A 16,314-nucleotide genomic window follows, 5' to 3' on the forward strand; every position below is an offset into this window, starting at 1 on the left:
AGAGGGCGCAAGCGATGCGCCCGATAAATTTCTTAACGGCGTGCGATTAATCGCGTTTCGCGCCGCTACGTAACAGGCCAGACGCGCCTTCAGAATAATCACGTGGCATTTGTACTGGCGCCTGATCGTTGCTCGCCTCAGACTCCGCCAGACGGTTACGGAACGGATTCGACTCCGCAGACATTTCCGGCAGCAGGCTGCTGGAGCTTTTCGCCATATGCTGATACAGCTGGCGGTAATCATGCGCCATGGTATCCAGCAGTTCCGCGCTGCGAGCAAAGTGGCTAACCAGCTCTTCACGGTACTCTTCCAGCTCAGCTTTGTTTTTTTCCAGTTCGTACTGCAATGCCTGCTGTTGACGTAACTTACGATTACCAAAACGCATGGCCACGGCACCAATGATGATACCGACGACTAATCCAATTAGCGCATATTCCCAGGTCATGAACATCTCCCGTTGTCTTATGTTTCCGTAGGGTGTTGGCTCCAGGCTCCATGCCCGCGCCTGATTATGCCACTATAACCGCTAATTCCGTAGAAGTGGAATCCCGGCAGCATATCGCGTAGTGTAGAACGGCCTTTTTTTCGTCAGCCGTGAACGACGGCACATCGATTTTCAAGGAATAACAATAACATTATGCAAAGCCTTTCCCCTACATCGCGTTATCTCCAGGCACTCAACGAAGGCACCCATCAGCCTGACGACGTACAGAAAGAGGCGGTCGACCGTCTGGAAACCCTTTATCAAGCGCTCACCGCGAAAAAATCGTCGGCTACGCCACCCGGCGGACTGATAGCGCGACTGGGGAAATTATTAGGCAAAAACGAACCGGACGCGCAAATACCGGTTCGCGGGCTGTATATGTGGGGGGGCGTGGGGCGCGGCAAAACATGGCTCATGGATCTCTTCTACCACAGCCTGCCGGGCGAGCGAAAACTACGCCTGCATTTTCATCGGTTTATGCTGCGCGTGCATGAAGAGCTTACCGCGTTACAGGGACAGATCGATCCGTTAGACATTATTGCCGATCGGTTTAAAACCGAGACGGACGTACTGTGTTTCGATGAGTTTTTCGTCACCGATATTACCGACGCCATGCTGCTGGGCGGTTTAATGAAAGCGCTGTTTGCACGCGGCATTACGCTGGTCGCGACCTCCAATATTCCGCCGGATGAACTCTACCGCAACGGTTTGCAACGCGCCCGCTTCCTGCCGGCTATCGATGCCATTAAACAGCACTGCGACATTATGAATGTGGACGCCGGCGTCGATTACCGGCTGCGGACGCTGACGCAGGCCCATTTATGGCTAACGCCGCTTAATGATGAAACCCGGCGGCAAATGGATAAACTGTGGCTGGCGTTAGCGGGGGCCGCACGAGAACACGCTCCGACGCTGGAAATCAATCATCGCCCTTTATCCACCCTGGGCGTTGAAAACCAAACGTTAGCGGTCTCTTTCGCTACGCTGTGCGTCGAGGCCCGCAGCCAGCATGATTACATTGCGCTCTCAAGGTTATTTCACACGGTTCTGCTGTTTGACGTGCCGGTCATGACGCCGCTGATGGAGAACGAAGCGCGCCGATTTATTGCGCTGGTGGATGAGTTTTACGAGCGCCACGTTAAGCTGGTGGTCAGCGCCGCCGCGCCGTTATATGAGATTTATCAGGGGGAGCGCCTCAAGTTTGAATTTCAGCGCTGTCTGTCGCGCCTGCAAGAGATGCAGAGTGCGGAGTACCTCAAGCGGGAGCATATGCCGTAAGCCGGACAAGCGCAGCGCCCCGGCATTGTGCGGTATCATATCTGTGCAACCTCCCCTACCGGAGGGTGAACCAGGCCTGAACAAAACCCGCGGCAAATCGCAAAAAGGGGTCGATCTTTGACCTGGACTTCTCTATAATCCTGCGACCCCACGTTACAAGAGAGTTTTTTCCCAAACTTTCTCTGTGCCGGCCAAACATATCCGAGGGGGTAGGTTTACCGGACTTTGTCGTGTGAACCTCAACTATTTAAAACGTTTGGGTGTTCACCAACGTGTAACTTATTTATTTGGGTAAGCTTTTAATGAAAACTTTTACAGCTAAACCAGAAACCGTAAAACGCGACTGGTATGTTGTTGACGCGACCGGTAAAACTCTGGGCCGTCTGGCTACTGAACTGGCTCGTCGCCTGCGCGGTAAGCACAAAGCGGAATACACTCCGCACGTAGATACCGGTGATTACATCATTGTTCTGAACGCTGACAAAGTTGCTGTAACCGGCAACAAGCGTACTGACAAAGTGTACTATCACCACACCGGCCACATCGGTGGTATCAAACAAGCGACCTTTGAAGAGATGATTGCCCGCCGTCCTGAGCGTGTGATTGAAATCGCGGTTAAAGGCATGCTGCCAAAAGGCCCGCTGGGTCGTGCTATGTTCCGTAAACTGAAAGTTTACGCGGGCAACGAGCACAACCACGCGGCACAGCAACCGCAAGTTCTTGACATCTAATCGGGATTATAGGCAATGGCTGAAAATCAATACTACGGCACTGGTCGCCGCAAAAGTTCCGCAGCTCGCGTTTTCATCAAACCGGGCAACGGTAAAATCGTTATCAACCAACGTTCTCTGGAACAGTACTTCGGTCGTGAAACTGCCCGCATGGTAGTTCGTCAGCCGCTGGAACTGGTCGACATGGTTGAGAAACTGGATCTGTACATCACTGTTAAAGGTGGTGGTATCTCTGGTCAGGCTGGTGCGATCCGTCACGGTATCACCCGCGCTCTGATGGAGTACGACGAGTCCCTGCGTGGCGAACTGCGTAAAGCTGGCTTCGTTACTCGTGACGCTCGTCAGGTTGAACGTAAGAAAGTCGGCCTGCGTAAAGCACGTCGTCGTCCGCAGTTCTCCAAACGTTAATGGGTTTCTGCTTCGGCAGACAACTGTTAGCGAAAAAACCCGCTTCGGCGGGTTTTTTTATGGCTAAAGTCCGAATCCAGTCTCTTTTCCTCCCTATCTTTAGCATTATTCTCATCTTATTCATCTTTCATGCACGCTCAGAGAAAAGGAAGTCGCAGTGGGATTTTTTAACGCATTGTTTACTAAGAAAGAGTCGTTAATGCTGTCGAATAAATGGGAATTCTTTATAACAACGGTGGATGACCATGTTACGGGTATACGTGTGGATATCGGCGCCATTCAGGATGAAAAATTTGATCGCCTTATCCATACCTGGTTCTTACGTGTTCATTACACAAACTGTTATGAAAATGGTTTACCGCAGCCCGATGAAACACAGCGTTTAAATCGTATAGAGGACTGGCTTGATGAAAAGGGGAAGACGTTTCCGATCTGGCTGGTGGGTGTGGTTACCCAACAAGGCTGGCGCGATTTTGTGTTCATGTCGGAAGAGGATCTTAACTGGGAAAAGACGCTGGATAAATTGCTCGCTGGTGGCCCGGAAATCTCTTTTAGTTATAGAGAGAGTCACAATGATAAAGGAAACTTTTACCGCCAGTTCTTGTATCCAACCCGATACGACTGGAACTGGATACACGATTCCCGTGTGTGCCGGGGATTACAGGAACAAGGTGATGATCTGACGCTTCCGCGCGCTATTGATTATTATGCGACATTGCCTACAGAAGTCGCAGCGCGCGACCTGGCGCAAGATATTGCTGCATTACCGTATGGCATAACGCTGGTCAGTATTCGAATGAATGACCCGCAACAGGGGTTTATGGCGTCTTTTATCAGCACCGATGCTCCGCAACAATGGCATATGACAGAAATCACTTGCCAGCTTACCGATCTGGCTGAAAAACATGGCGGCAGTTTTGATGGCTGGGGCGCACCGGTAGTACAGGCATAACAGGCGAAAGACAATATCTCAGGTGGGGCGAGCATTTCAGACCAGGAATATCTCTTTTTCCTCATTTCCAGAATCGACTCACCACAAAGGTCACAAAATCTGGTAAACTATCATCCAATTTTCTGCCCAAATAGCGGGGAATGTTCATTTTTTGTCTCGTTTCTGAGCAATGATGGCTTTTTTCGCCCTGGGTGACATAACATCTGGCTGGTCACATTGTGGCTGGTAGCAGTAAAAATTCTGAATATACCTGGAGGTTTTCATGGCTGTCGCTGCCAACAAACGTTCGGTAATGACGCTGTTTTCTGGTCCTACTGACATCTATAGCCATCAGGTCCGCATTGTGTTGGCTGAAAAGGGTGTTAGTTTTGAGATCGAACATGTGGAAAAGGACAATCCACCTCAGGATCTGATTGACCTCAACCCGAATCAAAGCGTTCCGACACTGGTGGATCGTGAGCTGACCCTGTGGGAATCTCGCATCATTATGGAATATCTGGATGAGCGTTTCCCTCATCCGCCGCTGATGCCGGTTTATCCGGTCGCGCGCGGTGAAAGCCGTCTGTACATGCACCGTATTGAAAAAGACTGGTATACGCTGATGAACGTCATCGTAAACGGGTCTGCTTCCGAGGCCGACTCTGCGCGTAAACAACTGCGTGAAGAGCTGCTGGCGATTGCGCCGGTATTTGGTCAGAAACCGTATTTCCTGAGCGACGAATTCAGCCTGGTTGATTGCTACCTGGCGCCTCTCCTGTGGCGTTTACCGCAGTTGGGTATTGAATTCAGCGGTGCAGGGGCGAAAGAGCTGAAAGGCTATATGACCCGCGTCTTTGAACGTGATTCTTTCCTGGCTTCTTTAACCGAAGCTGAACGTGAAATGCGCCTCGGTCGGGGTTAACCTGTATGGATTTGTCACAGTTGACGCCGCGTCGTCCCTATCTGTTGCGTGCTTTCTACGAGTGGTTGCTGGATAACCAGTTGACCCCGCATCTGGTGGTGGATGTGATGCTGCCTGGCGTGCATGTCCCTATGGAATATGCGCGCGATGGGCAAATCGTCCTCAATATTGCGCCGCGAGCGGTAGGTAATCTGGAGCTGTCTAATGATGAAGTGCGTTTTAATGCGCGCTTCGGCGGCGTTCCCCGTCAGGTTTCTGTGCCTTTGGCTGCGGTGCTGGCGATTTACGCCCGTGAAAACGGCGCAGGCACCATGTTTGAGCCTGAAGCCGCCTATGATGAAGACGTTGTCAGCTTAAATGATGATGACAATACCGCAGGCGCGGAAAGCGAGACCGTGATGTCCGTCATTGATGGCGATAAGCCCGACCACGATGACGACAGTAGTCCTGATGACGAGCCGCCTCCGCCGCGTGGCGGACGTCCGGCGCTACGCGTAGTAAAATAATCAACAGGCCCTGAAGGGCCTGTTTTGTTTGGTCTCCTCGCGGGTTCACCCTGCTTTTGAAGCTGTGTTACGATAAGCTTGCTATTATTTGCCACCGACCACTCATGAATGGACGTTATGAACGCATTTGATTCGCAAGCAGAAGATTCACCGACATCCCTCGGGCGTAGTTTGCGCCGCCGCCCGCTGGCGCGTAAAAAACTGTCTGAAATGGTTGAGGAAGAGCTGGAGCAGATGATCCGCCGTCATGAGTTTGGCGAGGGAGAACAGCTACCGTCTGAACGTGAATTAATGGCCTTCTTCAATGTAGGACGTCCCTCTGTGCGTGAAGCGTTAGCTGCGCTGAAGCGTAAAGGCCTGGTGCAAATCAATAACGGCGAACGCGCCCGCGTCTCGCGCCCCTCTGCTGATACCATCATCAGCGAACTGTCGGGTATGGCGAAAGATTTTCTTACTCATCCTGGCGGCATCGCTCACTTTGAACAGCTACGGCTTTTCTTTGAATCCAGCCTGGTACGCTATGCGGCGGAACATGCCACCGACGAGCAGATCGCGTTGTTAACGAAAGCGCTGGAAATTAATAGCCAGTCGCTGGATGACAACGCGCTGTTTATTCGTTCGGATGTCGAGTTTCACCGGGTGCTGGCTGAAATTCCCGGCAATCCGATCTTTATGGCTATTCATGTTGCTCTGCTGGACTGGCTAATCGCCGCCCGCCCAAGCGTTCCCGATCGTGAGCTGCATGAACATAATAACGTGAGTTATCAACAGCATATTGTGATTGTTGATGCCATTCGCCAGCGAGATCCCGATAAAGCGGATCGCGCTCTGCAAACCCACCTCAATAGCGTTTCCGCTACCTGGCACGCGCTCGGTAAAAAAAGTCAAAAAATGCGGTAGCGATCGCGCCTCCGATCCCAGTTTAGTGAAGCAGATCGCACTATAAGCGTTCTGTATTATTTGCTGCTTATTTGATCTGGTATAACAGGTATAAAGGTAGGTAGTTAATATATTCATCATCCGTAGAGGTAGGTATGGCAAAAGCATTGCAAGGCGTAATGGCGGCGTTGTTGACCCCATTTGATCATCAGCAGCAACTGGATAGCGAAAGCCTGCGCCGTCTGGTGCGTTTTAACATCGGCCAGGGTATCGACGGGCTGTACGTTGGCGGTTCCACCGGGGAAGCATTCGTACAGAGCCTTGCTGAAAGAGAGCAGGTACTGGAGATTGTCGCCGAAGAGGCGAAGGGAAAAATCACGCTGATCGCCCATGTCGGGACGGTAAGCACCGCAGAAAGCCAGCAGCTTGCCAGCGCCGCAAAGCGTTACGGTTTTGATGCGGTCTCTGCGGTGACGCCTTTTTATTACCCTTTCAGTTTTGAAGAGCACTGTGACCATTATCGGGCAATCATTGATTCCGCAGATGGATTGCCGATGGTGGTATACAACATTCCGGCGTTAAGCGGTGTAAAACTTACCCTCGATCAGATCAATACGCTGGTGACATTACCGGGCGTGAGCGCGCTGAAGCAAACCTCCGGCGATCTCTTCCAGATGGAGCAGATCCGCCGCGCGCATCCGGATCTGGTGCTGTACAACGGTTATGACGAAATCTTCGCTTCCGGCCTGCTGGCGGGCGCGGACGGCGGTATCGGCAGCACATACAACATTATGGGCTGGCGTTATCAGGGGATTGTTCAGGCATTACGTGAGGGCGATGTGGCGAAAGCGCAGCGTCTGCAAACCGAGTGCAATAAGGTTATTGATTTACTGATTAAAACCGGCGTATTCCGCGGCCTGAAAACGGTCCTGCATTATATGGACGTGGTATCGGTGCCGCTGTGTCGTAAACCGTTCGCGCCTGTTGATGAAAAATATCTGCCGGCGCTCAAGGCGCTGGCGCAACAACTGATAGAAGAAAAGGCGTAACAGCATAATGCCGGGGGCGCTACGCTTGCCCGGCCTACAACAGTGTGAGCGGTAGGCCGGATAAGGCGGAGCCGCCATTCGGCATAACGACAACAAAAATCGTCGGGAGAGTAAAATGAGTACTTCTACCCAGAACATCCCGTGGTATCGCCATCTCAACCGGGCGCAGTGGCGGGCATTTTCCGCTGCCTGGCTGGGATATCTGCTTGATGGTTTTGATTTTGTGTTGATTGCTCTTGTACTGACTGAGGTACAAAGCGAATTTGGGCTGACGACGGTACAGGCGGCAAGCCTGATTTCTGCGGCTTTTATCTCTCGCTGGTTCGGCGGGTTATTACTGGGCGCGATGGGCGATCGCTATGGGCGTCGTCTGGCGATGGTCAGCAGCATCATTCTGTTTTCGGTGGGAACCCTGGCCTGCGGGTTTGCGCCCGGTTACACCACCATGTTCATCGCCCGACTGGTGATTGGTATGGGCATGGCGGGCGAATATGGTTCCAGCGCGACCTATGTGATTGAAAGCTGGCCAAAACATTTACGCAATAAAGCCAGCGGTTTTCTGATTTCCGGCTTCTCCGTCGGCGCGGTCGTTGCCGCGCAGGTGTACAGCCTGGTGGTGCCTGTCTGGGGCTGGCGCGCGCTGTTTTTCATTGGCATTTTGCCAATTATCTTCGCTCTCTGGCTGCGGAAAAACATTCCGGAAGCGGAAGACTGGAAAGAAAAACACGCGGGTAAAGCGCCGGTACGCACGATGGTCGACATTCTTTATCGGGGCGAGCATCGCATCATCAACATTTTAATGACTTTCGCCGCCGCCGCTGCGCTGTGGTTCTGTTTTGCCGGTAACCTACAAAATGCTGCGATTGTGGCGGGGCTGGGACTACTGTGCGCGGTTATCTTTATCAGCTTTATGGTGCAGAGCAGCGGTAAACGCTGGCCCACTGGCGTCATGCTGATGCTGGTGGTACTGTTTGCTTTCCTCTATTCCTGGCCGATTCAGGCGCTATTACCCACTTATCTGAAAACCGAGCTGGCCTACGATCCGCATACGGTGGCGAATGTCCTGTTCTTTAGCGGATTTGGCGCGGCGGTTGGTTGCTGCGTAGGCGGTTTTCTTGGCGACTGGCTGGGAACGCGTAAAGCATATGTCTGTAGCCTGCTGGCCTCGCAAATCCTCATTATTCCGGTCTTTGCGATTGGCGGCACAAACGTCTGGGTTCTGGGTCTGCTACTGTTTTTCCAACAGATGTTGGGGCAGGGGATTGCCGGGATTCTACCGAAACTGATTGGCGGTTACTTCGATACCGATCAGCGCGCGGCGGGGCTGGGCTTTACTTATAACGTCGGCGCGCTCGGCGGCGCGCTGGCGCCGATCCTGGGAGCGCTGATCGCTCAACGTCTGGATCTGGGCACTGCGCTGGCATCGCTCTCTTTCAGCCTGACGTTTGTCGTGATCCTGCTTATTGGGCTTGATATGCCGTCTCGCGTACAGCGTTGGCTACGTCCGGAAGCGTTACGTACCCACGATGCTATCGACGACAAACCGTTCAGCGGAGCCGTACCGCTTGGCAGTGGTAAAGGTGCCTTTGTAAAAACGAAAAGTTAATCCGCTTGCCCGGTTTTAAACCGGGCAATATTTGTAAGGGAGTAGTATGTCGTTACTTGAACAACTGGATAAAAATATTGCCGCTTCTGGCGGCCTGATTGTCTCCTGCCAGCCCGTTCCGGGCAGTCCGCTGGATAAGCCGGAGATTGTAGCGGCAATGGCGTTGGCAGCGGAACAGGCGGGCGCGGTTGCGGTGCGTATTGAAGGCATAGACAACCTGCGCGTGGCCCGCTCGCTCGTTTCGGTACCCATTATCGGCATTATCAAACGCGATCTGGACGACTCTCCAGTGCGCATTACCCCTTTTCTCGACGATGTAGATGCGCTGGCGCAGGCCGGCGCAGCTATTATCGCCGTTGATGGAACCGCTCGGCAACGGCCGGTAGCCGTTGAGGCGTTGTTGGCGCGCATTCATCACCACCATCTACTGGCGATGGCCGACTGCTCATCCGTGGACGATGGTCTCGCCTGCCAACGGTTGGGCGCGGACATTATCGGCACGACAATGTCCGGCTACACCACCCCCGATACGCCGGAGGAACCCGATCTGCCCTTAGTCAAAGCGTTGCATGACGCCGGATGCCGGGTAATAGCCGAAGGGCGCTATAACTCGCCAGCACTGGCGGCGGAGGCGATCCGCTATGGCGCATGGGCGGTGACGGTGGGGTCCGCCATTACCCGTCTGGAACATATCTGTGGATGGTATAACGACGCATTAAAAAAGGCGGCGTCATGACTACGTTAGCAATTGATATTGGCGGGACTAAACTTGCCGCCGCGCTCATCGACAACAACTTGCGCATTAGCCAGCGTCGCGAGCTGCCGACCCCCGCGAGCAAAACGCCGGATGCGTTACGTGAAGCATTAAAGGCGCTGGTTGAACCGCTACGGGCAGAGGCGCGTCAGGTAGCGATAGCTTCTACCGGGATCATTCAGGAAGGGATGCTGTTGGCGCTAAACCCCCATAATCTGGGCGGCTTGCTACACTTTCCGTTAGTGCAAACACTGGAAACGATCGCTGGCCTGCCGACGCTGGCGGTGAACGACGCGCAGGCGGCGGCCTGGGCGGAGTATCACGCGCTCCCTGATGATATCCGCGATATGGTATTTATCACCGTTTCAACCGGCGTTGGCGGCGGCGTTGTCTGTGACGGCAAGCTCCTTACCGGAAAAGGCGGTCTGGCCGGGCACCTGGGACACACCCTGGCGGACCCACACGGGCCCGTATGCGGCTGTGGACGCGTTGGCTGCGTAGAGGCCATCGCCTCCGGGCGAGGGATGGCCGCGGCGGCGCGGGACGATCTGGCGGGATGCGACGCCAAAACCCTATTTATTCGCGCTGGCGAAGGTCATCAGCAGGCGCGACATCTGGTAAGCCAATCCGCGCAGGTAATAGCGCGAATGATCGCCGATGTGAAAGCGATTACCGACTGCCAGTGTGTGGTCATTGGCGGCAGCGTAGGGTTAGCTGAGGGATACCTGGAGCAGGTTCGCGCGTTTTTGATGCAAGAGCCTGCGCCTTATCACGTGGCGCTGAGCGCCGCTCGCTATCGGCATGACGCAGGATTATTAGGCGCTGCGTTGTTAGCTCAAGGAGACACATTATGATGATGGGGGAAGTACAGTCGTTGCCTTCTTGCGGGTTGCATCCGCGACTGCTGGATGCCTTGACTCTCGCGCTGGCGGCAAGGCCGCAGGAGAAAGCGCCGGGGCGCTATGAATTGCAGGGCGACAATATCTTTATGAATGTAATGCAGTTAACGACGCAAATGCCGACCGAGAAGAAAGCGGAATTGCATGAACAATACATTGATATTCAGCTACTACTAACCGGCGTCGAGCGTATTGCGTTTGGGATGTCCGGTGCCGCTCGCCAGTGCGAGGAGATGCACGTTGAAGAGGATTACCAGCTTTGTAGCCAAATTGCCGACGAGCAGACTATTACGCTGCAAGCGGGGATGTTTGCTGTGTTTATGCCGGGAGAACCGCATAAACCGGGATGTGCAGTGGGTGAGCCGGATGACATCAAGAAAGTGGTAGTGAAAGTACGCGCCAGTCTGCTGGCGGCCTGAATCTCTTGCCGGAGCAGTCTTCCGAACGCAGCCCCTTACGGGCTGCGTGGTGAATGTGCCGGAGAGCGCAGGTATGACGGGTTAACGCTTAAACGTCACGGCTTCCGGCTGGGTCAGGTGCAGCGTCGTCTGGCTCGGCACCGTCTCGGCAATTACCCGCCCGTGGCGAATCGAGTAACGGGCAGGCGTCTGGCGACGTACCGCATCGAATCCATTCTCAGCGGGTAAGATAACCAGATTCGCGGCATGGCCGACACTCAGACCGTAGTCCTGTAAATGCAGGGTTTTTGCGCTGTGGGTAGTGATCAGATTTAACCCGTCGTTGATTTGCCCATACCCCATCAACTGGCAAACGTGTAACCCCATATGCAACACCTGCAGCATATTTGCTGTGCCTAATGGATACCACGGGTCGAAGACGTCATCATGGCCAAAGCAGACGTTGATCCCCGCTTCCAGCATCTCTTTCACCCGCGTGACGCCACGACGTTTCGGGTAAGTGTCAAACCGCCCTTGCAGATGAATATTCACCAGCGGGTTGGCGACGAAGTTAATCCCCGACATTTTCAACAGGCGGAACAGGCGTGACGCATACGCGCCGTTGTACGAGTGCATAGCCGTGGTGTGGCTGGCGGTCACGCGCGCCCCCATGCCATCACGATGCGCCAGCGCCGCGACCGTTTCGACAAAGCGAGACTGCTCGTCATCAATTTCGTCGCAGTGCACATCGATCAAGCGATCGTATTTCTGCGCCAGTGCAAAGATTTTGTGCAGCGATTCAACGCCATATTCCCGCGTGAACTCAAAGTGCGGAATGGCACCAATAACGTCAGCGCCCAAACGCACGGCTTCCTCTAACAGCGCTTCACCGTTGGGATAAGACAGAATACCTTCTTGCGGAAAGGCGACAATTTGCAGGTCTACCCACGGCGCAACCTCTTGCTTCACTTCCAGCATGGCTTTCAGCGCGGTGAGCATAGGATCTGAAACGTCAACGTGAGTACGAACGTACTGGATGCCGTTAGCCATCTGCCATTTCAGGGTCTGCATCGCGCGCGCTTTCACATCTTCATGCGTGAGCATTGCTTTACGTTCTGCCCAGCGCTCAATCCCTTCAAACAGTGTGCCGGACTGGTTCCAGCTCGGTTCACCCGCCGTTTGCGTGGTATCCAGGTGGATATGTGGCTCAACAAACGGTGGAATAGCCAGACCGCCTTCGGCATCAAGCACTTCGCCCTGCGGTAACGATGCGGCTTCCTGAGGCTCAATCCGGCTAAAGCGCCCGTTTTCAATCGTAATCTGCCATAATCCTTCGTGTCCCTGCAGACGCGCCTGACGAATGGTGATGTTATTGTTCTGCATGGCTGACCTCTGGTGATTTAGCAAGGCTGCGGTTGAAAAGTGGATTCAGCAGGATATAGCTGAAGACGCCGCCGAGTACGGCGTTGACGGGCACAATACCAGGAACATAATGTCCGGCGGCGATGCCCAGCGCGACGGAAAGAATAGCAATCCAGTTAACGGGAATAAAGCGCACGGTGTTGAAGTCGGCATAGCGGCGGCGGTTCAACAGATAGTCGGCAATAATCACTCCGCCAATCGGTGGGATGGCAGATGACAGGAACGTCAGCCAGCCGACAAAATTATTGTAAAGCCACAGCGCGCACACGGTACCGATAATCCCGTTCACCACCGACAGCGTGCGGCTGGAAAGACCGGTAATATTGGCGAAGCCCAGACCCGATGCGTACAGCGCGTTATCGTTGGTGGTCCAGATATTCAGGCCAAGCACCACAATCGCGGGCAGCAGCAGCCCCTGCGCTATCATCACGTCAGAGATATCCGCCTGACCGACGGCGGCAGCGCCTGCCGCGCCAAAGATAAACATCAGCGAGTTGCCGAGGAAAAAAGCGACCATCGCAATCAGTACGGCGCTTTTGGCATGACGCCCGAAGCGGACGAAGTCGGCGGTCAATGTACCGGCGCTGACAAACGAGCCCACCACCAGCGCCAGCGCGCTGGAAAAATCCAGCGGCGTCTGCGGCACTATCGTTTTTAAATGCTCCAGCCCACCCACGCCGCTGACCGCCAGCCAGACGGAGTAGCTGCCCAGAATAACGATCGCGGGTACGGCAACGATAGACAAAATGGTCAGCGCCGAGATGCCGAAAAAAATGGTCAGGGTCATCAGTAGACCCGAAACGGCAATCAGGATATTGGCATCAATGCCCGTCGCTTTACTGACCGGAATAGCGAACATCGCTACGCCAACGCCAAACCAGCCTACCTGTGTGCCGCCAAGCAGCAGCGAGGGAAGCCATGAGCCTTTAACGCCAAAGGAGTAACGTGCAAGGAGGTGGGTGGAGAGTCCGGTTTTTGCGCCGATGTAGCCAAGAAATGCAGTGTAGATACCGAGGAGGAGATTACCGAAGAGAACTGCGAGGAAGAAATCGTGATAGGTAAGACCGGTGCCGAGTGTCCCTCCGGTCCACATACTGGCGGAAAAAAACGTTAAACCCAACATGACAAACGTCAGTGGAATCACGCCCTTCCGCGCCGCCAGAGGGACGGGGCCCTGGCTATAATTGTTGTCCTGCGACACAACGCCTCCATGAATTTTGCCCAAAAAATCCGCCGCATAATATACAGTTCTCAGAATAAAGCAAACGTTTTCGTGTGATATTTTCTTGATAATAATTCATGGAATTAATGGTTCGCTAATTTTTCTCCGTTGTCAGTGAACCACCGCGTGTGAGTTGAGTTTCCAGCATGGTTTGCGAACGAATAAGTTCGTCTGTGAGTAATTTTTCGTCGGGCAACTGCACTTTGTACTCGCTCGCCATGATGGTGTTTGGCAGGCCAGTCAGCGCGTAATGCGCTTCCCCCGCGCCTTTCCCTGCGCACAAAACCAGGCCGACTGGCGGGTTTTCTCCGGGCATTGTCCAGTGCTCTTTGGCATAGTTCAGGTACATATTCATCTGCCCGGCATCGCTATAGCTGAATTTGCCTACCTTCAGGTCAACGAGCAACAGGCAGCGCAAGCGACGATGGAAGAACAGCAGATCGACGCGGAACCAGCTATCGTCTATGCGTAGTCGGCGTTGGCGGCCAACAAAAGCAAAATCGTCACCAAGCTCCAGCATAAAGTCCATCAGGTGGCTGAGCAGCGCGTCTTCGAGATCTGATTCGGAATACTCGTCCTTCAGGTTAAGAAATTCCAGAATGAACGGGTCGCGTATGGCTTGCTCCGGCAAAACGTTTGGCCCGGCGGGTGCAGGCTGCTGCAACATGGCGGATTTGTCGTGGGACAGTAGCGTTCGTTCGTAAAATTGAGTGGCGATTTGCCTGTCGAGCTGCCGTACGGACCAGCCGTTACGTAGCGTCTCTTTCTCGTAAAAAGTGCGGGCATCGGGATTTTTTACCGACAAGAGGCGGACATACGCCGACCAGGGAAGAGGGAATGTTTTGGCGAGCGGTATGAGATTTGAAGATTCCGCAGACAGTGTCTGCGGAATTTCAATATGTTGAAAAAAAAGATAAAATGTACGAATTTGCCATAGGTTTCTGGTGGAAAAACCGCGCTTATAGCGCTGACTTAAATCTACCGATAATCGTTCGATAAGCTGAGTACCATAGGCCGCTCGCGCTTCTCCTCCCTGTTCAAATTCGACAATGCGTCGGCCAATTTCCCAGTAGGTGGCAGTCATAATGGCATTGATGCTGCGCACGGTCTCGGTACGTGCCGTATCGACCAGACGAATAATACCGTCATGAATTTGCTGATATTCATCAGACTGTGGCGCTAAAGTTGGATTCGTCATGTCATCCCTTACGTGATAGTTTCATTGTGAAATTAGAACGCTATCAATACGCTTCAGGCGTAAACGGATCAATCTATGAACGGATTTTACATGACATTACATCTCGATTTACGAGCGGGTTTCCAGAATCGGCAGGAGAGATATTGAGGAGAGGAATATCGGCTCCCCAGCCATCAGCACAAGGCATCAACCGGGGAGCCGGAAGGGTTACACTTCGAGGTAGTTCATAATCCCGTCAGCCGCCTTACGGCCTTCGGCAATCGCCGTCACCACCAGATCGGAACCGCGCACGATGTCGCCACCGGCGAAGATTTTCGGGTTGCTGGTCTGGAAAGCATTATCGCTGCGTTCCGGCGCGATAATTCGTCCCTGCGAGTCCAGTTCCACGCTGTGTTTCGCCAGCCATTCCATGCTGTGTGGACGAAAACCAAACGCCATCACCACCGCATCAGCCGGAACCACATGCTCGGAACCGGCGACGATCTCTGCCCGCCGACGGCCTTTGGCATCCGGTTCGCCCATTTCAGTGCGCACCATTTTTACGCCGCTCACTTTGCCGTTGGCATTGACTTCAATGCCCAGCGGTTGAACGTTAAACTGAAATTCGACACCTTCCTCGCGCGCGTTCTTCACTTCGCGTCTGGAACCCGGCATGTTCTCTTCATCACGACGATAAGCACAGGTTACGTGCGTTGCGCCCTGGCGTATGGAAGTGCGTACGCAGTCCATTGCGGTATCGCCGCCGCCCAGCACCACCACGCGTTTGCCTTCCATGCTGACATATGGTTCGTCGCTGGTTTCGCCAAACCCCATGATCTGCTTCGTATTGGCGATCAGGAACGGCAGAGCGTCGAAAACCCCGTCCGCATCTTCATTTTCCAGCCCGCCGCGCATCGACTGATAGGTGCCGACGCCAAGGAATACCGCATCGTAATCTTTCAGCAGATCTTCAAGCTGTACATCACGACCCACTTCGGTATTAAGTTTGAACTCAATACCCATGCCGGTGAAGATCTCGCGACGGCGGGTCATCACCTCTTTTTCCAGTTTGAAAGCTGGAATACCGAAGGTCAGCAGGCCGCCGATTTCCGGATGGCGATCAAAGACTACCGCCTTCACGCCGTTGCGGGTCAGCACGTCGGCGCACGCCAGCCCTGCCGGACCTGCGCCGATAATCGCTACCCGTTTGTCCGTCTGGCGCACGCCGGTCATATCCGGGCGCCAGCCCATTTCGAACGCTTTATCGTTGATATAACGTTCGATGTTGCCGATGGTTACTGCGCCGAACTCGTCGTGCAGCGTACAGGAGCCTTCGCACAGGCGGTCCTGCGGGCAGACGCGGCCACACACTTCCGGCAGGGTGTTAGTCTGGTGCGATAGCTCAGCCGCCTCAAAAATACGCCCTTCGTTAGCCAGTTTCAGCCAGTTCGGGATGTAGTTATGTACCGGACATTTCCACTCGCAGTAGGGGTTACCGCAGGACAAACAGCGATCCGCCTGGGCTTTCGCCTGACCTTCAGAAAACGGTTCGTAGATTTCAACAAACTCGATCTTACGGATCTTCAGCGGTTTCTTCGGCGGATCAACGCGCTGCAGGTCGATAAATTGATAAACATTCTGGCTCATT

At 53.8% G+C, this 16,314-nt stretch carries 17 protein-coding genes; 12 read left to right on the forward strand and 5 right to left on the reverse strand.

The window, feature by feature from the left end; translation table 11 throughout:
• Nucleotides 1-46 precede the first annotated feature (46 nt).
• Complete coding sequence (zapG, locus tag K8W53_RS02590) at nucleotides 47-445, reverse strand: Z-ring associated protein ZapG (protein ID WP_001519074.1); 399 nt, start codon at nucleotides 443-445, stop codon at nucleotides 47-49.
• A gap of 192 nt (nucleotides 446-637) precedes the next feature.
• On the opposite strand from zapG, the gene zapE reads away from it, so the two are divergent.
• The 12 genes from zapE (at nucleotide 638) to nanQ (ending at nucleotide 10,866) form a co-directional block, all read left to right on the forward strand.
• Nucleotides 638-1,762 (forward strand): cell division protein ZapE, encoded by a 1,125-nt coding sequence (zapE, locus tag K8W53_RS02595; protein WP_001191220.1) that lies wholly within the window; start codon nucleotides 638-640, stop codon nucleotides 1,760-1,762.
• Nucleotides 1,763-2,064: 302 nt separating this feature from the next.
• A complete protein-coding gene (rplM, locus tag K8W53_RS02600; RefSeq protein WP_000847559.1) occupies nucleotides 2,065-2,493 on the forward strand; it encodes a 50S ribosomal protein L13 in 429 nt (142 codons plus the stop codon).
• A 15-nt stretch (nucleotides 2,494-2,508) separates the two neighbouring features.
• Entirely contained in the window at nucleotides 2,509-2,901 is a 393-nt protein-coding gene (gene rpsI, locus K8W53_RS02605) for a 30S ribosomal protein S9 (RefSeq protein ID WP_000829815.1), read from the forward strand.
• A 199-nt stretch (nucleotides 2,902-3,100) separates the two neighbouring features.
• Nucleotides 3,101-3,853, forward strand: a complete 753-nt coding sequence (locus K8W53_RS02610) for a DUF695 domain-containing protein (RefSeq protein WP_069142180.1) — start codon at nucleotides 3,101-3,103, stop codon at nucleotides 3,851-3,853.
• 262 nt (nucleotides 3,854-4,115) lie between these two features.
• A complete protein-coding gene (sspA, locus tag K8W53_RS02615) occupies nucleotides 4,116-4,754 on the forward strand; it encodes a stringent starvation protein SspA (protein WP_000257298.1) in 639 nt (212 codons plus the stop codon).
• Nucleotides 4,755-4,759: 5 nt separating this feature from the next.
• On the forward strand, nucleotides 4,760-5,260 hold the full coding sequence (gene sspB / locus K8W53_RS02620) for a ClpXP protease specificity-enhancing factor (protein ID WP_000366112.1): 501 nt from the start codon (nucleotides 4,760-4,762) through the stop codon (nucleotides 5,258-5,260).
• A 108-nt stretch (nucleotides 5,261-5,368) separates the two neighbouring features.
• Nucleotides 5,369-6,160, forward strand: a complete 792-nt coding sequence (gene nanR, locus K8W53_RS02625; protein WP_000382926.1) for a transcriptional regulator NanR — start codon at nucleotides 5,369-5,371, stop codon at nucleotides 6,158-6,160.
• Nucleotides 6,161-6,294: 134 nt separating this feature from the next.
• Entirely contained in the window at nucleotides 6,295-7,188 is an 894-nt protein-coding gene (gene nanA / locus K8W53_RS02630) for an N-acetylneuraminate lyase (protein WP_001029666.1), read from the forward strand.
• 115 nt (nucleotides 7,189-7,303) lie between these two features.
• Complete coding sequence (gene nanT, locus K8W53_RS02635; RefSeq protein ID WP_000108071.1) at nucleotides 7,304-8,794, forward strand: sialic acid transporter NanT; 1,491 nt, start codon at nucleotides 7,304-7,306, stop codon at nucleotides 8,792-8,794.
• A gap of 46 nt (nucleotides 8,795-8,840) precedes the next feature.
• The gene (locus tag K8W53_RS02640; RefSeq protein ID WP_000054444.1) at nucleotides 8,841-9,530 is read left to right on the forward strand and encodes an N-acetylmannosamine-6-phosphate 2-epimerase; all 690 of its coding nucleotides are present in this window, start codon (nucleotides 8,841-8,843) and stop codon (nucleotides 9,528-9,530) included.
• Nucleotides 9,527-10,402, forward strand: coding sequence for an N-acetylmannosamine kinase (nanK, locus tag K8W53_RS02645; protein ID WP_000208981.1), 876 nt, complete (start codon nucleotides 9,527-9,529; stop codon nucleotides 10,400-10,402). Before K8W53_RS02640 ends, nanK begins: the two co-directional genes overlap by 4 nt.
• Complete coding sequence (nanQ, locus tag K8W53_RS02650) at nucleotides 10,399-10,866, forward strand: N-acetylneuraminate anomerase (RefSeq protein ID WP_023195700.1); 468 nt, start codon at nucleotides 10,399-10,401, stop codon at nucleotides 10,864-10,866. The genes nanK and nanQ overlap by 4 nt, the downstream gene beginning before the upstream one ends.
• A gap of 81 nt (nucleotides 10,867-10,947) precedes the next feature.
• Here nanQ and K8W53_RS02655 read toward each other — a convergent pair whose 3' ends face one another.
• The 4 genes from K8W53_RS02655 to gltD form a co-directional block, all read right to left on the reverse strand.
• Complete coding sequence (locus tag K8W53_RS02655; protein ID WP_052939308.1) at nucleotides 10,948-12,228, reverse strand: cytosine deaminase; 1,281 nt, start codon at nucleotides 12,226-12,228, stop codon at nucleotides 10,948-10,950.
• On the reverse strand, nucleotides 12,215-13,468 hold the full coding sequence (codB, locus tag K8W53_RS02660) for a cytosine permease (RefSeq protein WP_000076271.1): 1,254 nt from the start codon (nucleotides 13,466-13,468) through the stop codon (nucleotides 12,215-12,217). The genes K8W53_RS02655 and codB overlap by 14 nt, the downstream gene beginning before the upstream one ends.
• A gap of 115 nt (nucleotides 13,469-13,583) precedes the next feature.
• Entirely contained in the window at nucleotides 13,584-14,687 is a 1,104-nt protein-coding gene (locus K8W53_RS02665) for a PDDEXK nuclease domain-containing protein (protein WP_023224911.1), read from the reverse strand.
• A 207-nt stretch (nucleotides 14,688-14,894) separates the two neighbouring features.
• Nucleotides 14,895-16,313, reverse strand: coding sequence for a glutamate synthase subunit GltD (gene gltD / locus K8W53_RS02670; protein WP_000081635.1), 1,419 nt, complete (start codon nucleotides 16,311-16,313; stop codon nucleotides 14,895-14,897).
• Nucleotide 16,314 lies beyond the last annotated feature (1 nt).

The organism is Salmonella sp. A29-2 (genome assembly GCF_020150755.1).
Taxonomy (GTDB): Bacteria; Pseudomonadota; Gammaproteobacteria; order Enterobacterales; family Enterobacteriaceae; genus Salmonella; species Salmonella enterica.